Here is a 15,841-nt window from a genome sequence, read left to right on the forward strand (position 1 = left end):
ACATTATGGGCGGTCTCACCCCGCCTGCAACTTTTCCAGGACGTGCTTAATGTTCAAGGCGCTACGTTTTATGGGCTGGCCGCTGTTGGCCGGTGTGCTTATCGCTCTGTTGATTATTCAGCGTTATCCGCAGTGGGTCGGGCTGCCCAGCCTCGACGTCAACCTGCAACAGGCCCCGCAGACCACCAGCGTGCAACAGGGGCCGGTGTCGTATGCCGACGCGGTGACCATTGCCGCGCCTTCGGTGGTCAACCTCTACACCACCAAAGTCATCAACAAACCGGCGCATCCGTTGTTTGAAGATCCGCAGTTCCGGCGTTTCTTCGGTGACAACTCGCCGAAGCAGAAGCGCATGGAATCGAGCCTCGGTTCCGGCGTGATCATGAGCCCGGAAGGCTACATCCTGACCAACAACCACGTGACCAGCGGCGCGGATCAGATTGTCGTGGCGCTCAAGGATGGCCGCGAAACCCTGGCCCGGGTGATCGGCAGCGATCCGGAAACCGACCTCGCGGTATTGAAGATCGACCTGAAAAACCTGCCGGCCATCACCGTCGGCCGCTCCGACAACATCCGCATCGGCGACGTCGCGCTGGCCATCGGCAACCCGTTCGGCGTTGGCCAGACGGTAACCATGGGCATCATCAGTGCCACCGGGCGTAACCAGTTGGGCCTGAACAATTACGAAGACTTCATTCAGACCGACGCGGCGATCAACCCGGGTAACTCCGGCGGCGCACTGGTGGATGCCAACGGCAACCTCACCGGCATCAACACGGCTATCTTCTCCAAGTCCGGCGGCTCGCAAGGCATTGGCTTCGCTATCCCGGTGAAATTGGCGATGGAAGTGATGAAATCGATCATCGAGCACGGTCAGGTGATTCGCGGCTGGCTGGGGATCGAAGTGCAGCCGCTGACCCAGGAACTGGCCGAGTCGTTTGGCTTGTCCGGACGCCCGGGGATTGTCGTCGCGGGGATCTTCCGCGATGGCCCGGCGCAGAAGGCCGGCCTGCAATTGGGTGATGTGATTCTGAGCATCGATGGCGAGCCTGCGGGCGATGGTCGCCGCTCGATGAACCAGGTCGCGCGGATCAAACCGACCGACAAAGTGACGATTCAGGTGATGCGCAACGGCAAAGAGCTGAAGCTCACCGCTGAAATCGGCCTGCGTCCGCCACCGGCGCCGGTGCAGGAAAAAGAAGAGTAAAACTTTTTTCGCGCCAGCGGCGCGAATAAAAGATATTCTCAACAGGCATGTTATATTGTTTCAATTATGGCAATTGGAACAACATAACATGTCGTCTCGAACAAAGGCCTCCCTGCTGGGCCTGAGCCTCGGTTTGCTGGTCGATCCAGCCTTCGCCGAAGAACCCAAACCTCTGGAACTGGACGCCATCAGCGTTGTTTCCGACTATGAATCTCCCACCGGCCCGGTCACCGGCTACCGCGCGGCCCGTTCGTCCAGCGCGACCAAAACCGACACCGCGATTCGCGATATCCCACAAGCGATCAGCGTGGTGCCCGCCAGCGTCCTCAAGGATCTGGGCAGCACCAGCGTCGAGCGCGCCCTGGATTTCGCCGGCGGCGTATCGAAGCAAAACAACTTCGGCGGCCTGACGCTTTACGAATACAGCGTGCGCGGCTTCACCACCTCGGAGTTCTACAAGGACGGCTTCAGCGCCAATCGTGGCTACCCGAGCACGCCTGACGCGGCCAACATCGAACGCATTGAAGTGCTAAAAGGCCCGGCGGCCAGTTTGTATGGTCGCGGAGATCCGGGCGGCACGGTGAACATCGTCACCAAAAAACCGCAGCCGCAAGCCTTCACCACCCTGCAAACCAGCGCCGGCAGTTGGGATCGCTATCGCACCGCGCTGGACGTCAATACGCCGCTGGATGAACAAGGAAATGTGCTCTCACGGGTCAACCTCGCCGTCGAGGACAACCACAGCTTCCGCGATCATGTCGACAGCCAGCGCGTGTTCGTCGCGCCTTCGATCAGTTGGCAATTGAACCCGGATACCTCGCTGCTGGTGGAGAGCGAAATCGTCCGCCACAACTCGACTTTCGACCGCGGCATCGTCGCGCCGAACAATAAGTGGAGCGGCGTCTCACGCTCGACCTTCCTCGGCGAGCCCAACGACGGCAATATCGATAACCACAACAACCTGTTGCAGGCGACCCTCGAGCATCACCTCAACGACAGCTGGAAACTGCGTCTGGCCAGCCATTACAAGGAAGGCAAACTTTGGGGCGATGCCTCTGAAAACCGCCCGTTGAATGCCGATGGCCACACCGTCAACCGTCGCTATCGCGAACGCGACACCAACTGGCACGACAGCATCACGCAACTGGAACTGCGTGGCTTCTTCGACCTCGGCCCGTGGCAGCACGAACTGCTGATCGGCACCGAGTACGAGAATTTCCGCAAGAACGAGCGCGTCACCACCATTGCCGGTGGCCCTTACGGCATCGACATCTATAAACCGATCTACGGCCAGCCGAAACCCAACGGCGCGCGCTCGGGCACGGACTTCTTCGAACACGTCGAAAGCCACGCGTTGAACCTGCAGGATCAAATCGTCTTCAGCGACAAACTGCGCGGAATGATCGGTGCGCGCTTCGAGCATTTCGATCAGCGCATCGACGATCACAGCCGCAACGCCAAGAGCAGCCAGCGCCACGACGCGCTCACCCAACGCGCCGGTCTGCTCTATCAACTGACGCCGCAAACGGGCTTGTTCGCCAACGCCTCGACTTCGTTCAAACCGAACAACGGTCTCGACGCCTCCGGCAAATCCTTCGACCCGGAAGAAGGCGTCGGTTACGAAGTCGGCATCAAGAACGAGCTGTTCGACGAACGCCTGAGCAGCACCCTCGCCTTCTTTCACATCGACAAGGAAAACGTCCTCGCCCTCGACCCGGGGACCGACACCAGCAGCGCGATGGGCAAGGCCCGCAGTCGTGGTTTTGACCTGCAAGTGACCGGACAAGTGACCGATGCCGTGCGGGTGATCGGCGCTTTCGCTTACATCGATGCCGAAGTGACCAAGGGCGACGCGACGATTCCCACCGGCAGCCGCATCCTCGGCGTCGCCAAGCGCAGCGGCAGCCTGCTCGGCGTTTACGAATTTCAGGATGGTCATTTGCGCGGCTCGGACGTCGGCGCGGCGTTCACTTATGTCGGCGACCGCTCGGGGGAGTCCGGCAGCGATTTCGAATTGCCGGCTTATCAGACCGTCGACCTGCTGGCTCATTACAAGGCCAGCGACAACGTCACCGTCGGCCTGAACCTGAACAACGTTTTCGACGAAAAGTATTACGAGCGCTCCTACAGCAACTACTGGGTCAACCCCGGCGAGCCGCGCAACTTCACCGTCAGCCTGACCCTCAACCTGTAAAAGGAAGTCCCCATGCAATACGGCAAAACCCTTCTGATCATCGCTGCACTGTTCGCAGGCCAGGTCTCGGCCCATGGCCTGTGGACTGAACAGCGACGCGGCAACATTGAAGTCATTTATGGTCACGGCGCTGAAGACAATGCGTTCAAGGCGCAGAAGATCAGTGGTGCCTGGGCGTATGACGCGGGCGGCAAGATGATTCCGGTCAGCGTCGAGCGCCTGGCGGATCACGCACGGTTGAAACCCTTGAAGTCGCCTGCGGTGATGGCCGTGGCGCTGAACAACGGCATGTGGTCGCAGACCGCTGACAAGAAGTGGATCAACGAAGGTCGCAGCAAAGTCCCCGGCGCTGTCGAGGCAACGGAAACGTTCAAATACAGTCTGGCGATTTATCAGCCGGGGGCGAAGTTGCCGAAACTGGATCAGATCAAACTGCTGATTCTGCCGGAGGTCGATCCGTTGACCGTGGGGCCGGGCAAATCATTGCCGGTGCGCGTGCTGCTCGATGGCAAACCGGCGGCGGGTGTGAAGTTGATTGGCGATTATCGCAGTGCGCCGAACACCTTGAGCACCGAGACCGACAAAGACGGCCGTGCGCAGGTGCTGGTGCGCAATGAAGGGTTGAATGTGATTGCGGCGCAAGTCGAGGTGCCGGTGAAGGACAGCGCTGACGTGGACAGTCGTGGGTTGTTCAGTTCGCTGACGTTCCTTGGTGAGCCGCATCACGAGTAGGAAATTGATATTGGTGGCGCTCCATTCGCGAGCAAGCCCGCTCCCACACTCGACCGCGTTCTATCTGAAGAGACGCGGTTAAATATGGAAGCGGGCTTGCTCGCGAAGGCGGTTTAGAGGTCGCCGAGGCCGTCGATCAGCGCCTGATTCTGCTCCGGCGTACCAATCGAGATCCGCAGGAACTGTGCAATCCGCTCCTGCTTGAAGTGCCGAACGATCACACCCTGCTCGCGCAGCTTGGCGGCCAGACCCGCCGCATCATGCTGCGGATGCCGGGCGAATATGAAGTTCGCCGCCGACGGCAGCACTTCAAAGCCCTTGCCTTGCAACTGCGCGATAACCCACTCGCGGCTCTCGATGACCAGACGGCAAGTCTTGTCAAAATACTCGCGATCCTCGAATGCCGCCGCCGCGCCGACATTTGCCATGCGATCCAGCGGATAGGAGTTGAAGCTGTTCTTGATCCGCTCCAGCGCCTCGATCAAGTCCGGGTGGCCCACCGCCAGACCGACCCTCAGGCCGGCCAGCGAGCGCGACTTTGAAAGGGTCTGCGTCACCAGCAGGTTCGGATAACGATCCACCAGGCTTATCGCGGTTTCGCCGCCGAAGTCGATGTAAGCCTCGTCCACGACCACCACCGAATCCGGGCTGGCCTTGAGGATTTGCTCGACCGCGTCCAGCGCCAACAGGCAACCGGTCGGAGCGTTCGGGTTAGGGAAAATGATCCCGCCGTTCGGCTTGGCATAGTCCGCCGGGTTGATCCGGAATTGTGCGTCCAGCGGCACGGCGTCGAACTCGATGCCGTACAGACCGCAGTAGACCGGGTAGAAGCTATAACTGATATCGGGGAACAGCAGTGGCTGATCGTGTTGCAGCAGACCGTGAAAAATGTGCGCCAGCACCTCATCCGAGCCGTTGCCGAGAAAAACCTGGTTACTTTGCACGCCGTAATACTTGGCGACGGCATTTTTCAGCAGATCGCTGTTCGGATCCGGGTACAGGCGCAGGTTGTCATTGAGTTCGGCCTGCATGGCCGCCAAGGCTTTTGGCGACGGGCCGTACGGGTTCTCGTTGGTGTTGAGCTTGACCAATTTGGTCAGCTTCGGCTGTTCGCCCGGCACATAGGGCACCAGATCCTTGACGAACGGGCTCCAGAATTTGCTCATCTCTCAGTTCCCCTGCCCTTGTAGAAAGTCTTCGTCTTTGATGCGGTATTCGGCGCTGCGGGCGTGCGCGCTGAGCGATTCGCCGCGAGCCAGTACCGATGCCGTTTTACCCAGCTCGGAAGCACCGGCTTCGGAGCAGAAGATGATCGACGAACGTTTCTGGAAGTCGTACACACCCAGCGGCGAGGAGAATCGCGCAGTGCCGGAAGTCGGCAGTACGTGGTTCGGGCCTGCGCAGTAATCGCCCAGCGCTTCCGAGGTGTGACGGCCCATGAAGATCGCGCCGGCGTGGCGGATCTGCGGCAGCCAGGCCTGTGGGTCAGCGACCGACAACTCCAGGTGTTCCGGGGCGATGCGGTTGGCAACTTCGATGGCTTGCGCCATGTCTTTCACGTGAATCAGTGCACCTCGGCCATTGATCGAGGTTTCGATGATGGTCGCGCGGTCCATGGTCGGCAGCAGTTTGTCGATGCTGGCGGCAACCTTGTCGAGGAACTCGGCATCGGGGCTGACCAGAATCGCCTGCGCGTCTTCATCGTGCTCGGCCTGGGAGAACAGGTCCATGGCGATCCAGTCCGGATCGGTCTGGCCGTCGCACACCACGAGGATTTCCGAAGGTCCGGCGATCATGTCGATCCCCACCTGACCGAACACGTGACGCTTGGCGGTGGCGACATAGATGTTGCCCGGGCCAACGACCTTGTCCACTTGCGGTACGCTTTCGGTGCCGTAAGCCAGCGCGGCAACGGCTTGCGCACCGCCGATGGTGAACACGCGGTCGACACCGGCGATGCACGCGGCGGCCAGCACCAGTTCGTTGATTTCACCACGCGGGGTCGGCACGACCATGACCACTTCGGCCACGCCGGCAACCTTGGCCGGAATCGCGTTCATCAACACCGACGACGGATACGACGCCTTGCCGCCCGGCACGTACAGGCCGGCGCGATCCAGCGGCGTGACCTTCTGACCCAGCACGGTGCCATCGGCTTCGGTGTAGCTCCAGGAGTCCTGTTTCTGCTTCTCGTGATAGCTGCGCACTCGGGCCGCAGCTTTTTCCAACGCTTCGCGCTGCGCCACGGTAATGCGGGTCAGGGCCAGTTCCAGACGCTCACGCGGCAGGATCAGATCGGCCATCGAAGCGACTTCGAGGCCGTCGAACTTCTGGGTGAACTCGACCAGCGCCGCGTCACCGCGCTCGCGCACAGCCTTGATGATGTCCAGCACCCGCTGATTGACCGAGTCGTCAGACACACTTTCCCAGCTCAGCAGATGATCCAGATGATGCGCGAAATCCGGGTCAGCAGCGTTGAGTCGGCGAATTGCAGTCGGTGCGGTCATAGCGAGAGCCTCATAGGAATGGCAAAAAACTCAGGCGCCCGAAATTACCATTCGATCCGCTTGGGCACCTGAGATTCTGGCTATGAGGCGGATAGACGGCGCGACGTGACGTCGCGCAAGTACATCAGCCGCGGTGTCGCGATTCCACTGCCTTGCGCAGCGTATCGATCAACGCCTGGATACGGGCGTGTTGCATTTTCATCGAAGCCTTGTTGACCACCAGGCGCGAGCTGATCGTGGCGATCAGTTCCTGAGGTTCCAGGCCATTGGCGCGCAGGGTGTTGCCGGTGTCGACCACGTCGATGATCTTGTCGGCGAGACCGATCAGCGGCGCCAGCTCCATCGAGCCGTACAGTTTGATGATGTCGACCTGACGGCCCTGTTCGGCGTAATAACGCTTGGCAACGTTGACGAACTTGGTCGCCACGCGCAGACGGCCCTTGGGCTCGACCGCGCCGATCTTGCCGGCGGTCATCAATTTGCACTGAGCGATCTGCAGATCCAGTGGCTCGTACAGGCCCTGGCCGGTGTATTCCATCAGCACATCCTTGCCGGCGACGCCAAGGTCGGCCGCGCCATGCTCGACATACGTCGGCACGTCGGTGGCACGCACGATCAGCAGACGAACGTCGTCCTGTGTCGTGGGGATGATCAGCTTGCGGCTCTTGTCCGGATTCTCGGTCGGCACAATGCCGGCTTCAGCGAGAAGCGGCAGCGTGTCGTCAAGGATGCGGCCCTTGGACAGTGCAATGGTCAACATGGGAAACGTCAGTCCTTATCAAGGTACTCATGTCCGGTCGCAGTCGGCGCCGGACACACATCGAGCCGTTAACCGGCTCGATTCGAAACGAATTCAGTGGACACGTCCCTGTGTCCTCGTGCAGCGATCAGCCCGGAACGCGACGGATCTTGGCGCCCAGCATCTGCAGTTTTTCTTCGATGCACTCGTAACCACGGTCGATGTGGTAGATGCGGTCGATCAGGGTGTCACCTTCAGCAACCAGTGCCGAGATCACCAGGCTGGCCGAAGCACGCAGGTCGGTCGCCATCACTGGCGCGCCTTTCAGGACTTCAGTACCGGTAACGATGGCGGTGTTGCCTTCGACCTGGATCTTGGCGCCCATGCGGTGCAGTTCGTAAACGTGCATGAAGCGGTTTTCGAAGATCGTCTCGATCACTGCACCAGTGCCTTCGGCAATGGCGTTGAGCGAGATGAACTGCGCTTGCATGTCCGTCGGGAACGCCGGGTAAGGCGCGGTGCGCACGTTGACCGCTTTCGGGCGTTTACCGTGCATGTTCAGCTCGATCCAGTCTTCGCCGCAGGTGATTTCTGCGCCGGCTTCACGCAGCTTTTCCAGAACGGATTCGAGGATGGTCGGATCGGTGTCCTTGACCTTCACGCGGCCACCGGTCACGGCAGCGGCCACCAGATAGGTGCCGGTTTCGATACGGTCGGGCATGACTTTGTAGAAGCACGAGCCCAGACGCTCGACGCCATCGATGGTGATGGTATCGGTGCCGGCGCCGGACACCTTGGCGCCCATGGCGTTGAGGAAGTTCGCCAGGTCGACAACTTCCGGTTCGCGAGCGGCGTTCTGCAGAACGCTGCGGCCCTTGGCCAAAGCAGCGGCCATCATGATGTTCTCGGTACCGGTCACGCTGACGGTATCGAAGAAGAAGCTCGCACCACGCAGACCACCTTCAGGCGCCTTGGCCTTGATGTAGCCGCCTTCGACGTCAATGATTGCGCCCATGGCTTCGAGACCACGGATGTGCAGGTCGACCGGACGCGAACCGATGGCGCAACCGCCAGGCAGGGCGACTTCGGCTTCACCGAAACGGGCAACCATTGGGCCCAATACCAGAATCGACGCACGCATGGTTTTCACCAGTTCGTACGGAGCAATCAGGGTCTTGATGGTGCGCGGGTCGATTTCGACGCTGAGCTTCTCGTCGATCACCGGCTCAATGCCCATGCGACCGAACAGCTCGATCATGGTGGTGATGTCGTGCAGGTGCGGCAGGTTGCCAACGGTGACCGGCCCATCGCACAGCAGCGTGGCGGCCAGGATCGGCAGGGCAGAGTTCTTTGCCCCGGAGATGCGGATCTCGCCATCAAGACGAGCGCCACCAGTAATAATCAATTTATCCATAAGAATCTCGACGCCCTTAGGCTCAGGTGCGCTCGGCCCAGGCCGCGCTGCTGAAAAATTTCATAGTGACCGCATGGATGCTGCCATCGGTGATCCATGGGTTCAAATGGGCATAGATCTGCTGCTGACGCTTCACCGGGCTCAACGCCGCCAGTTCATCGCTAATCACGTTCAGCTGGAAATTGCAGCCTTCGCCCTCAACTTCTACCAACGTTCCGGGCAGCTTTCCTTCAAGGAAGCTCTTCACTTCTACGGCCTGCATGCTCAACCTCAATCGGCGCCCTGTGCGCACGGGTCGGACATCATACAAAAAAGCCCCGCGCCTGCGAACCCCGCAACGCAGGACTCTGACGGGGGGCTTCTTTATTGATGCGGGTTCAGGGTTGCGCCAACAGCTCGGTCAGTTCGCTGACCTGAGCGATTTCGCGCATGTCTTCGGGCATCGCGCGGATACTGACCGCTTTACCGGCGGCTTGCGCATCGCGGATGAAGCACAGCAACAGCGACAAGCCGACGCTGCTGGACTTCTTCACCGCCGCGCAATCGATGACCAGCGAAGCAGCCTTGCTCGACTTGATCAGCGCCTGGCCTTCCTTGCGCAAGGCCGGGCCGGTGCTGTAATCCAGCACGCCGCTGAGCAGCAGCTCGTCGACATCACTCATGTGAACTGCCGCCTCGGTCATTGTGCCGACTTCTCTTCGGTGGTGGCCTTGGCCTTGGCGACCTCACCGGCCCAACCATTGATCGTCTTGTCCAGATCGTTGCCGTTACGCTGCATCGCGTCGGCGAACTGATCACGGAACAGCTTGCCGATGTTGATGCCGTTGATGATCACGTTGCGCAGTTTCCACTCGCCGTTGATCTTCTCCAGCGTGTATTGCACAGGATAGATCGCGCCGTTGCTGCCCTTGACGGTCATGCCGACGCTGGTGCGGTCGCCCGACTCATCTTTCGCAGGATCAACGGTGATGCCCTGGTTGTTGTATTCAAGCAAGGCGTTGCCGTAGAACTGGAACAGGCCTTTCTTGAAGTTTTCCTGGAAGGTCTGCATCTGCGCCGGCGTGGCCTTGCGCGAATACTTGACCGTCATGATGCTTTTGGAAATACCTTCGGCATCCACCACCGGACCGACGATGGTGTTCAACGCCGTGTAGAAATCCTGCGGATCCTGCTTGTACTTCTCTTTGTTGGCCGACAGATCGGCGAGCATCCGGTTCGTGGTGTCCTGAACCAGATCATGCGCCGATTGTGCCGCCACCGCGTTACCGATCAATGGCAGTGTCGCAAGCAACACCAACAGGCCACGTCGCAAGGTAGAGATCATTCAAAAGCTCCTCATTTGGCGTCTTTGCTAACGGTATTGAGCAGGAATTTACCGATCAGGTCTTCCAGTACCAGAGACGACTGCGTGTCGTGAATGGTTCCACCATCCTTCAGACGGGCATCCTCCCCGCCTACGCTGATACCGATGTACTTCTCGCCCAGCAGACCAGCAGTCAGGATAGACGCTGTGGAGTCGGTCGGCAGATTGTCGACCTTCTTGTCCACCTGCAGGGTTACGCGACCGGTGAAGCTGTCGCGATCCAGGTCGATTGCGGTGACCTTGCCGATGGTGACACCGGCCATGGTGACCTTGGCTCTGACCGTCAGACCGGCAATGTTGTCGAAGTAGGCATAGAGCTTATACGTGTCGGTGGTCGACGTCGGAGACAGGCCACTGACCCGCAACGCAAGCAGTAACAAAGCCAGGATCCCTGCCAGCAGGAACAGGCCGACACCGATTTCCAGGGTGCGGTTTTGCATCAGAAATCTCCAAACATCAAAGCGGTCAGAATAAAGTCCAGGCCGAGCACCGCCAGGGAGGCGAATACCACGGTCTTGGTGGTGGCACGACTGATGCCCTCGGAAGTGGGCTCGCAGTCATAGCCTTGGAATACGGCGATCCAGGTCACGACGAAGGCAAAAACGATACTTTTGATGACGCCATTGAGCACGTCACTGGTGAAGTTCACGCTGTTCTGCATGTTCGCCCAGTAAGAACCTTCATACACGCCCAGCCAGTCGACAGCCACCCATGAACCGCCCCAGATGCCTACCACGCTGAAAATCATCGCCAGCACCGGCAGGGAAATGAAACCGGCCCACAGGCGCGGAGCAATAATGTATTTGAGCGGGTCGACACCGATCATTTCCAGACTGGAAAGCTGCTCGGTGGACTTCATGTTGCCGATTTCAGCAGTCAGCGCGGAGCCGGCACGACCGGCGAACAGCAGCGCCGTCACCACCGGGCCGAGTTCACGCAGCAGCGTCAGCGCAACCATCTGCCCCACTGCCTGCTCCGAACCGTAGCTCGACAGAATGCTGAACCCCTGCAGCGCCAGCACCATGCCGATGAAAATACCGGAAACGACGATGATCACCAGCGACATCACGCCAACCGAATGCAACTGCTTGACCAGCAAGCCGAAGCCGCCGCTGATACCGCCACGACCCAGCAACGCATGAAACAGGAACAGCGTGGCACGACCGAACACCGCTATGGCGTCGATCGCCGATTCGCCAAAGCGGCGAACGCGTTCTACAAGTGAAATTCTGCGCATCAACGTTTCCCCAGAAGATCTGCGCGGTAATCCGTCGCTGGAAAGTGATACGGAACCGGGCCGTCGGGATCGCCGGTCATGAACTGGCGAATGCGCGGCTCATCTGAGTTCATCAGTTCGTCCGGCGTGCCCTGCCCCAGGACCTGGCCATCGCCGACGACATAGATGTAATCGGCGATGCTCGCGGTTTCGGCCAAATCGTGGGAAACCACGATACTGGTGATCCCCAGCGCATCGTTGAGCAGGCGGATCAGACGCACCAGAACGCCCATGGCGATCGGATCCTGACCGACGAACGGTTCGTCGTACATCAGAATCTGCGGATCGAGGGCAATGGCCCGGGCCAGTGCGACACGACGCTTCATGCCGCCGGACAACTCATCGGGCATCAGCTCGATGGCGCCGCGCAAGCCAACGGCCTGCAATTTGAGCAGGACGATGTCGCGGATCATTTCTTCCGGCAACTCTGTATGAACGCGCAGGGGGAACGCGACGTTCTCGAAGACATCGAGATCGGTGAACAGCGCGCCGCTCTGAAACAGCACGCCCATGTGCTTGCGCGCATCGAACAGGTCGCTGCGCGACAGCGTTGGCAGGTTCTGTCCATTGACCCAGACTTCGCCGCTGGTTGGACGCAGTTGTGCGCCCATCAAACGCAGCAGCGTGGTCTTGCCACACCCGGAAGGCCCCATGATGCCGGTGACCTTGCCGCGCGGGATGCGAATATCGACGTTATTGAAAATGCTGCGCGCACCGCGCTTGAAGGAGACTCCCTTCAGCTCGACCGCGTAGGCGTTATCGGCACTCATCTAAACTCCTTGCGATGCAGCCTCTCACTCGGACGCCAGGCTTTCACTGGAAAGCACATACATCCCGGGCAGGCCGAACTGGCGGCGAACTATATCACTGCAACGGCTCAGCGCCCAAGGCCTGTACCGGCTGTCTTGCCCGATCTGAAAGGCACGGGAGTGCATTTGCGGGGTTTTGGTAACGAGGAATGACAAAGCACGACGAACTAGCGTGAGGCTTTTCAACATACCCGCTATAATCGCCGCCTTTTCATCGGGCTATACGATTTCTGACATGAGCCAAACCAGCGACCTGATTCAATCGGCACAACGCACCATCCGCCTCGAAGTGGAAGCCGTCCAAGGCTTGATGCCCCATATCGACGCCGATTTCGTACGCGCTTGCGAGATGATTCTGGCCAGCAAGGGCCGCGTCGTGGTGGTCGGCATGGGCAAATCCGGGCACATCGGCAACAAGATTGCCGCCACCCTGGCCAGCACCGGCACCCCGGCGTTTTTTGTGCACCCGGCCGAAGCCAGCCATGGCGACATGGGCATGATCACCCGCGACGACGTGATCCTGGCCCTGTCGAACTCTGGCTCGACCAATGAAATCGTCACGTTGCTGCCCCTGATCAAACGTCTGGGCATCCAGCTGATCAGCGTCACCGGCAACCCGCAATCGCCACTATCCAAGGCAGCCGAGGTCAACCTCAACGTTCACGTCGAGCATGAAGCCTGCCCGTTGAACCTGGCACCGACCTCCTCCACCACCGCCGCACTGGTCATGGGCGATGCCCTGGCCGTGGCGTTGCTGGAAGCCCGCGGTTTTACTGCCGAAGACTTCGCCTTTTCCCATCCGGGAGGCGCGCTGGGCCGTCGCCTGTTGCTTAAAGTGGAAAACGTCATGCACGCCGGGCAGGAACTGCCACAGGTGCAGCGCGGCACTCTGCTCAAGGACGCCTTGATGGAAATGACCCGCAAGGGTCTGGGCATGACCGTGATCCTTGAAGCCGACGGCAAACTTGCCGGGATCTTCACTGACGGCGACTTGCGCCGCACGCTGGATCGCAGCATCGACATTCGCAGCGCGACAATCGACCAGGTCATGACCGTGCACGGCAAGACCGCCCGCCCGGAAATGCTCGCGGCCGAAGCGTTGAAAATCATGGAAGACCACCGCATCAACGCACTGGTCGTGGTTGACGAAGACGACCGCCCGGTCGGCGCCTTCAACCTCTCCGATCTGCTGCGCGCAGGAGTGATGTAAATGAGCAACGATCTGCTGCAACGCGGCAAAGCAATCAAACTGGCGGTTTTCGACGTCGACGGCGTTCTTACTGACGGCCGCCTGTACTTCCTCGAAGACGGCAGCGAATTCAAGACATTCAATACCCTCGACGGCCAAGGCATCAAAATGCTGATGAACGCCGGGGTGCAGACCGCTATCATCAGCGGCCGCAAAACGCCGGTGGTCGAGCGCCGAGCGAAAAACCTCGGCATTCCTCATCTGTTTCAGGGTCGCGAAGACAAATTGGTCGTGCTGGACGGTCTTCTCGAGCAACTGGGCCTAAGCTATGAACAGGTCGCCTATCTGGGTGACGACCTGCCTGACCTGCCGGTGATTCGCCGTGTCGGCCTAGGCATGGCGGTCGCCAATGCTGCCGATTTCGTCCGCGAACACGCGCACGGCGTGACCCGGGCCCGTGGCGGCGAAGGCGCCGCACGCGAATTCTGCGAATTGATCCTGCGCGCCCAGGGCCGCCTCGATGCGGCCAACGCCGCGTACCTGTGAGCCAAATCATGCTGAGCAAAAAATTTCGCAACTTCCTGCTGTTCGGCTGCATCGCTGCGATTTTTGCGGCGGTCGGCTACTGGAACATCAGCCCGGAAAGCTTCCTCGACAAGCCGCCGGTCTCGACTGCAGAGAACCCTATCGACTGGTATGCAACCAACACGCATACCCTGCAATACCTGCCGGACGGCAAAGTGCAGTACGAAATGACGTCGGACAAGGCCGAGCATGTGAAGGCCACCGACATTACACTCGTCACCAAACCTGACCTGAACATGTACCGCGGCACTGATTTCCCTTGGCACGTAACCAGCGAGCGCGGTGAAGTGAACTCGGGCGGCACCGAAGTCGAACTGATCGACTCGGTACGCGTTCAGCGCACCGACGAAAAGAATCGTGCGATGCTGATCACTTCCACCCGCATGACTGTGTTCCCGCAGCAGCAATATGCGCAGACCGAGCAACCCGTTAGAATCGACGGCGCTGGCGGTGTATCGACTGGCGTTGGCATGAAAGCCTACCTGAAGGAAAGCAGGATACACCTGCTATCGAACGTAAGAGGACAGTATGAGGCTCGTTAAAACCCTCCCTATTTTGCTCAGTCTGGGCGCAGCACTGGGAAGCGTGAGCGCCTGGGCTCTGCCGAACGATCAAGAGCAGCCAATCCGCATTCAGGCCGACGATGCCCAACTGGACGACAAGAACGGCGTTGCTACCTATAAAGGTGACGTGATCATTACCCAGGGCTCGATGATCGTCAAAGGCAACACCGTGACCATGACCCGGGCGCCCAACGGCGACATCGACGTCGTGACTTCGGTGGGTAATCTCGCCTACTTCGAACAATTGCAGACTGCCGGCGACACGAAACCCGTACAGGGCTGGGGCGTGACCATTCAGTACCACGCACAGCAAAACCGCGTGGTGCTGATCGACAAGGCCAAGGTTGTCGACAAGGACAACAACACCACCCAGGGCGAGAAAATCGTCTACGACACGGTGAAAAAACTGGCCAGCGCCGGTCGCGCTACCGGCAACAAGGTCACCGAGTCGCGTCCGCGCATCGACATGGTGATCCAGCCGAAGAAGAAAACCGACGAGAAAACCCAGTAATGGCAACTCTGAAAGCTCAGCACCTGGCCAAGGCCTATAAAAGCCGCCAGGTCGTGCGTGACGTCAGCCTGTCGATCGACAGCGGCCAGATCGTCGGCCTGCTCGGCCCGAACGGCGCCGGCAAGACCACCTGCTTCTACATGATCGTCGGCCTGGTACAGGCCGATCAGGGCCGTGTGCTGATCGACGACCTGGACGTCAGCCACCAGCCAATGCATGGCCGCGCCAAGGCCGGTATCGGCTATCTGCCGCAAGAAGCGTCGATCTTCCGCAAACTGTCGGTGGCCGACAACATCATGGCCATCCTCGAGACCCGTCAGGAACTCGACAAGGCCGGCCGCCGCAAGGAGCTGGAAAGCCTGCTGCAGGAGTTCCACATCAGCCACATCCGCGACAACCTCGGCATGAGCCTGTCCGGTGGTGAGCGTCGCCGGGTGGAAATCGCCCGCGCACTGGCAACTGCGCCGAAATTCATCCTGCTCGACGAACCGTTCGCCGGTGTCGATCCGATCTCCGTCGGCGACATCAAGCAAATCATCCATCACCTCAAGGCCAAGGGCATCGGTGTCTTGATCACCGACCACAACGTGCGTGAGACGCTGGATATCTGCGAAACTGCCTACATCGTCAACGACGGTCAATTGATCGCCGAAGGTGACTCCGCCACCATCCTGGCCAACGATCTGGTCAAGGAAGTGTATCTGGGTCACGAATTCCGCCTGTAAGCGAAACGGTGCCCGGAGGCCGCCCGG

18 protein-coding genes are annotated in these 15,841 nt (G+C 59.8%); 8 read left to right on the forward strand and 10 right to left on the reverse strand.

All coding sequences use genetic code 11. The annotated features are described in order from the left end of the window. Positions 1-49 precede the first annotated feature (49 nt). The 3 genes from algW (at position 50) to F2P67_RS04240 (ending at position 4,133) form a co-directional block, all read left to right on the forward strand. Complete coding sequence (gene algW, locus F2P67_RS04230) at positions 50-1,207, forward strand: Do family serine endopeptidase AlgW (RefSeq protein WP_166217723.1); 1,158 nt, start codon at positions 50-52, stop codon at positions 1,205-1,207. 88 nt (positions 1,208-1,295) lie between these two features. Next, positions 1,296-3,401, forward strand: a complete 2,106-nt coding sequence (locus F2P67_RS04235) for a TonB-dependent siderophore receptor (RefSeq protein WP_166217726.1) — start codon at positions 1,296-1,298, stop codon at positions 3,399-3,401. A 12-nt stretch (positions 3,402-3,413) separates the two neighbouring features. Beyond that, positions 3,414-4,133 carry a DUF4198 domain-containing protein gene (locus F2P67_RS04240; protein WP_166217728.1) on the forward strand — a complete coding sequence of 240 codons (720 nt, stop codon included), beginning with the start codon at positions 3,414-3,416 and terminating at the stop codon, positions 4,131-4,133. A gap of 113 nt (positions 4,134-4,246) precedes the next feature. Here the strand turns inward: F2P67_RS04240 and hisC are convergent, their stop codons facing one another. From hisC to F2P67_RS04290, 10 genes are all read right to left on the reverse strand, one after another. Then, positions 4,247-5,299, reverse strand: coding sequence for a histidinol-phosphate transaminase (gene hisC / locus F2P67_RS04245; protein ID WP_166217731.1), 1,053 nt, complete (start codon positions 5,297-5,299; stop codon positions 4,247-4,249). Between the two features lie 3 nt (positions 5,300-5,302). After that, on the reverse strand, positions 5,303-6,640 hold the full coding sequence (gene hisD, locus F2P67_RS04250; RefSeq protein ID WP_166217734.1) for a histidinol dehydrogenase: 1,338 nt from the start codon (positions 6,638-6,640) through the stop codon (positions 5,303-5,305). A 124-nt stretch (positions 6,641-6,764) separates the two neighbouring features. Next, a complete protein-coding gene (gene hisG / locus F2P67_RS04255; protein ID WP_166217737.1) occupies positions 6,765-7,400 on the reverse strand; it encodes an ATP phosphoribosyltransferase in 636 nt (211 codons plus the stop codon). Positions 7,401-7,527: 127 nt separating this feature from the next. Continuing rightward, a complete protein-coding gene (murA, locus tag F2P67_RS04260; protein WP_166217740.1) occupies positions 7,528-8,793 on the reverse strand; it encodes a UDP-N-acetylglucosamine 1-carboxyvinyltransferase in 1,266 nt (421 codons plus the stop codon). A 22-nt stretch (positions 8,794-8,815) separates the two neighbouring features. Then, the gene (locus tag F2P67_RS04265; protein WP_007912386.1) at positions 8,816-9,055 is read right to left on the reverse strand and encodes a BolA family protein; all 240 of its coding nucleotides are present in this window, start codon (positions 9,053-9,055) and stop codon (positions 8,816-8,818) included. A 115-nt stretch (positions 9,056-9,170) separates the two neighbouring features. Further along, the gene (locus F2P67_RS04270) at positions 9,171-9,476 is read right to left on the reverse strand and encodes an STAS domain-containing protein (protein ID WP_166217743.1); all 306 of its coding nucleotides are present in this window, start codon (positions 9,474-9,476) and stop codon (positions 9,171-9,173) included. Then, complete coding sequence (locus tag F2P67_RS04275; RefSeq protein WP_166217746.1) at positions 9,473-10,117, reverse strand: MlaC/ttg2D family ABC transporter substrate-binding protein; 645 nt, start codon at positions 10,115-10,117, stop codon at positions 9,473-9,475. Before F2P67_RS04275 ends, F2P67_RS04270 begins: the two co-directional genes overlap by 4 nt. A gap of 11 nt (positions 10,118-10,128) precedes the next feature. After that, entirely contained in the window at positions 10,129-10,596 is a 468-nt protein-coding gene (gene mlaD, locus F2P67_RS04280; RefSeq protein WP_095190863.1) for an outer membrane lipid asymmetry maintenance protein MlaD, read from the reverse strand. Further along, a complete protein-coding gene (mlaE, locus tag F2P67_RS04285; RefSeq protein WP_166217749.1) occupies positions 10,596-11,393 on the reverse strand; it encodes a lipid asymmetry maintenance ABC transporter permease subunit MlaE in 798 nt (265 codons plus the stop codon). The genes mlaD and mlaE overlap by 1 nt, the downstream gene beginning before the upstream one ends. Then, positions 11,393-12,202, reverse strand: a complete 810-nt coding sequence (locus tag F2P67_RS04290) for an ATP-binding cassette domain-containing protein (protein WP_166217752.1) — start codon at positions 12,200-12,202, stop codon at positions 11,393-11,395. Before F2P67_RS04290 ends, mlaE begins: the two co-directional genes overlap by 1 nt. Positions 12,203-12,476: 274 nt before the next feature. Between F2P67_RS04290 and F2P67_RS04295 the strand changes: the two genes are divergently transcribed. Genes F2P67_RS04295 through lptB form a run of 5 tightly spaced genes read left to right on the forward strand, consistent with a single transcriptional unit; the run spans position 12,477 to position 15,814 of the window. Continuing rightward, on the forward strand, positions 12,477-13,451 hold the full coding sequence (locus F2P67_RS04295; RefSeq protein ID WP_166217755.1) for a KpsF/GutQ family sugar-phosphate isomerase: 975 nt from the start codon (positions 12,477-12,479) through the stop codon (positions 13,449-13,451). Beyond that, on the forward strand, positions 13,452-13,976 hold the full coding sequence (locus F2P67_RS04300) for a KdsC family phosphatase (protein WP_095119477.1): 525 nt from the start codon (positions 13,452-13,454) through the stop codon (positions 13,974-13,976). An 8-nt stretch (positions 13,977-13,984) separates the two neighbouring features. Continuing rightward, positions 13,985-14,557 (forward strand): LPS export ABC transporter periplasmic protein LptC, encoded by a 573-nt coding sequence (gene lptC / locus F2P67_RS04305; protein ID WP_166217758.1) that lies wholly within the window; start codon positions 13,985-13,987, stop codon positions 14,555-14,557. Next, on the forward strand, positions 14,544-15,089 hold the full coding sequence (gene lptA, locus F2P67_RS04310) for a lipopolysaccharide transport periplasmic protein LptA (protein ID WP_166217761.1): 546 nt from the start codon (positions 14,544-14,546) through the stop codon (positions 15,087-15,089). Before lptC ends, lptA begins: the two co-directional genes overlap by 14 nt. Then, entirely contained in the window at positions 15,089-15,814 is a 726-nt protein-coding gene (gene lptB, locus F2P67_RS04315) for an LPS export ABC transporter ATP-binding protein (protein ID WP_007953572.1), read from the forward strand. The genes lptA and lptB overlap by 1 nt, the downstream gene beginning before the upstream one ends. Positions 15,815-15,841 lie beyond the last annotated feature (27 nt).

Origin of the sequence: Pseudomonas atagonensis (assembly GCF_011369485.1) — a bacterium.
Taxonomy (GTDB): Bacteria; Pseudomonadota; Gammaproteobacteria; order Pseudomonadales; family Pseudomonadaceae; genus Aquipseudomonas; species Aquipseudomonas atagonensis.

Coding starts and splice junctions, on each gene's coding strand:
- lptA (WP_166217761.1), top strand. CDS start 14,544: ATGAGGCTCGTTAAAACCCTCCCTATTTTGCTCAGTCTGGGCGCAGCA.
- F2P67_RS04270 (WP_166217743.1), bottom strand. CDS start 9,476: ATGACCGAGGCGGCAGTTCACATGAGTGATGTCGACGAGCTGCTGCTC.
- hisD (WP_166217734.1), bottom strand. CDS start 6,640: ATGACCGCACCGACTGCAATTCGCCGACTCAACGCTGCTGACCCGGAT.
- algW (WP_166217723.1), top strand. CDS start 50: ATGTTCAAGGCGCTACGTTTTATGGGCTGGCCGCTGTTGGCCGGTGTG.
- hisC (WP_166217731.1), bottom strand. CDS start 5,299: ATGAGCAAATTCTGGAGCCCGTTCGTCAAGGATCTGGTGCCCTATGTG.
- F2P67_RS04290 (WP_166217752.1), bottom strand. CDS start 12,202: ATGAGTGCCGATAACGCCTACGCGGTCGAGCTGAAGGGAGTCTCCTTC.
- F2P67_RS04265 (WP_007912386.1), bottom strand. CDS start 9,055: ATGCAGGCCGTAGAAGTGAAGAGCTTCCTTGAAGGAAAGCTGCCCGGA.
- mlaD (WP_095190863.1), bottom strand. CDS start 10,596: ATGCAAAACCGCACCCTGGAAATCGGTGTCGGCCTGTTCCTGCTGGCA.
- F2P67_RS04240 (WP_166217728.1), top strand. CDS start 3,414: ATGCAATACGGCAAAACCCTTCTGATCATCGCTGCACTGTTCGCAGGC.
- F2P67_RS04295 (WP_166217755.1), top strand. CDS start 12,477: ATGAGCCAAACCAGCGACCTGATTCAATCGGCACAACGCACCATCCGC.
- F2P67_RS04275 (WP_166217746.1), bottom strand. CDS start 10,117: ATGATCTCTACCTTGCGACGTGGCCTGTTGGTGTTGCTTGCGACACTG.
- lptB (WP_007953572.1), top strand. CDS start 15,089: ATGGCAACTCTGAAAGCTCAGCACCTGGCCAAGGCCTATAAAAGCCGC.
- hisG (WP_166217737.1), bottom strand. CDS start 7,400: ATGTTGACCATTGCACTGTCCAAGGGCCGCATCCTTGACGACACGCTG.
- murA (WP_166217740.1), bottom strand. CDS start 8,793: ATGGATAAATTGATTATTACTGGTGGCGCTCGTCTTGATGGCGAGATC.
- lptC (WP_166217758.1), top strand. CDS start 13,985: ATGCTGAGCAAAAAATTTCGCAACTTCCTGCTGTTCGGCTGCATCGCT.
- F2P67_RS04235 (WP_166217726.1), top strand. CDS start 1,296: ATGTCGTCTCGAACAAAGGCCTCCCTGCTGGGCCTGAGCCTCGGTTTG.
- F2P67_RS04300 (WP_095119477.1), top strand. CDS start 13,452: ATGAGCAACGATCTGCTGCAACGCGGCAAAGCAATCAAACTGGCGGTT.
- mlaE (WP_166217749.1), bottom strand. CDS start 11,393: ATGCGCAGAATTTCACTTGTAGAACGCGTTCGCCGCTTTGGCGAATCG.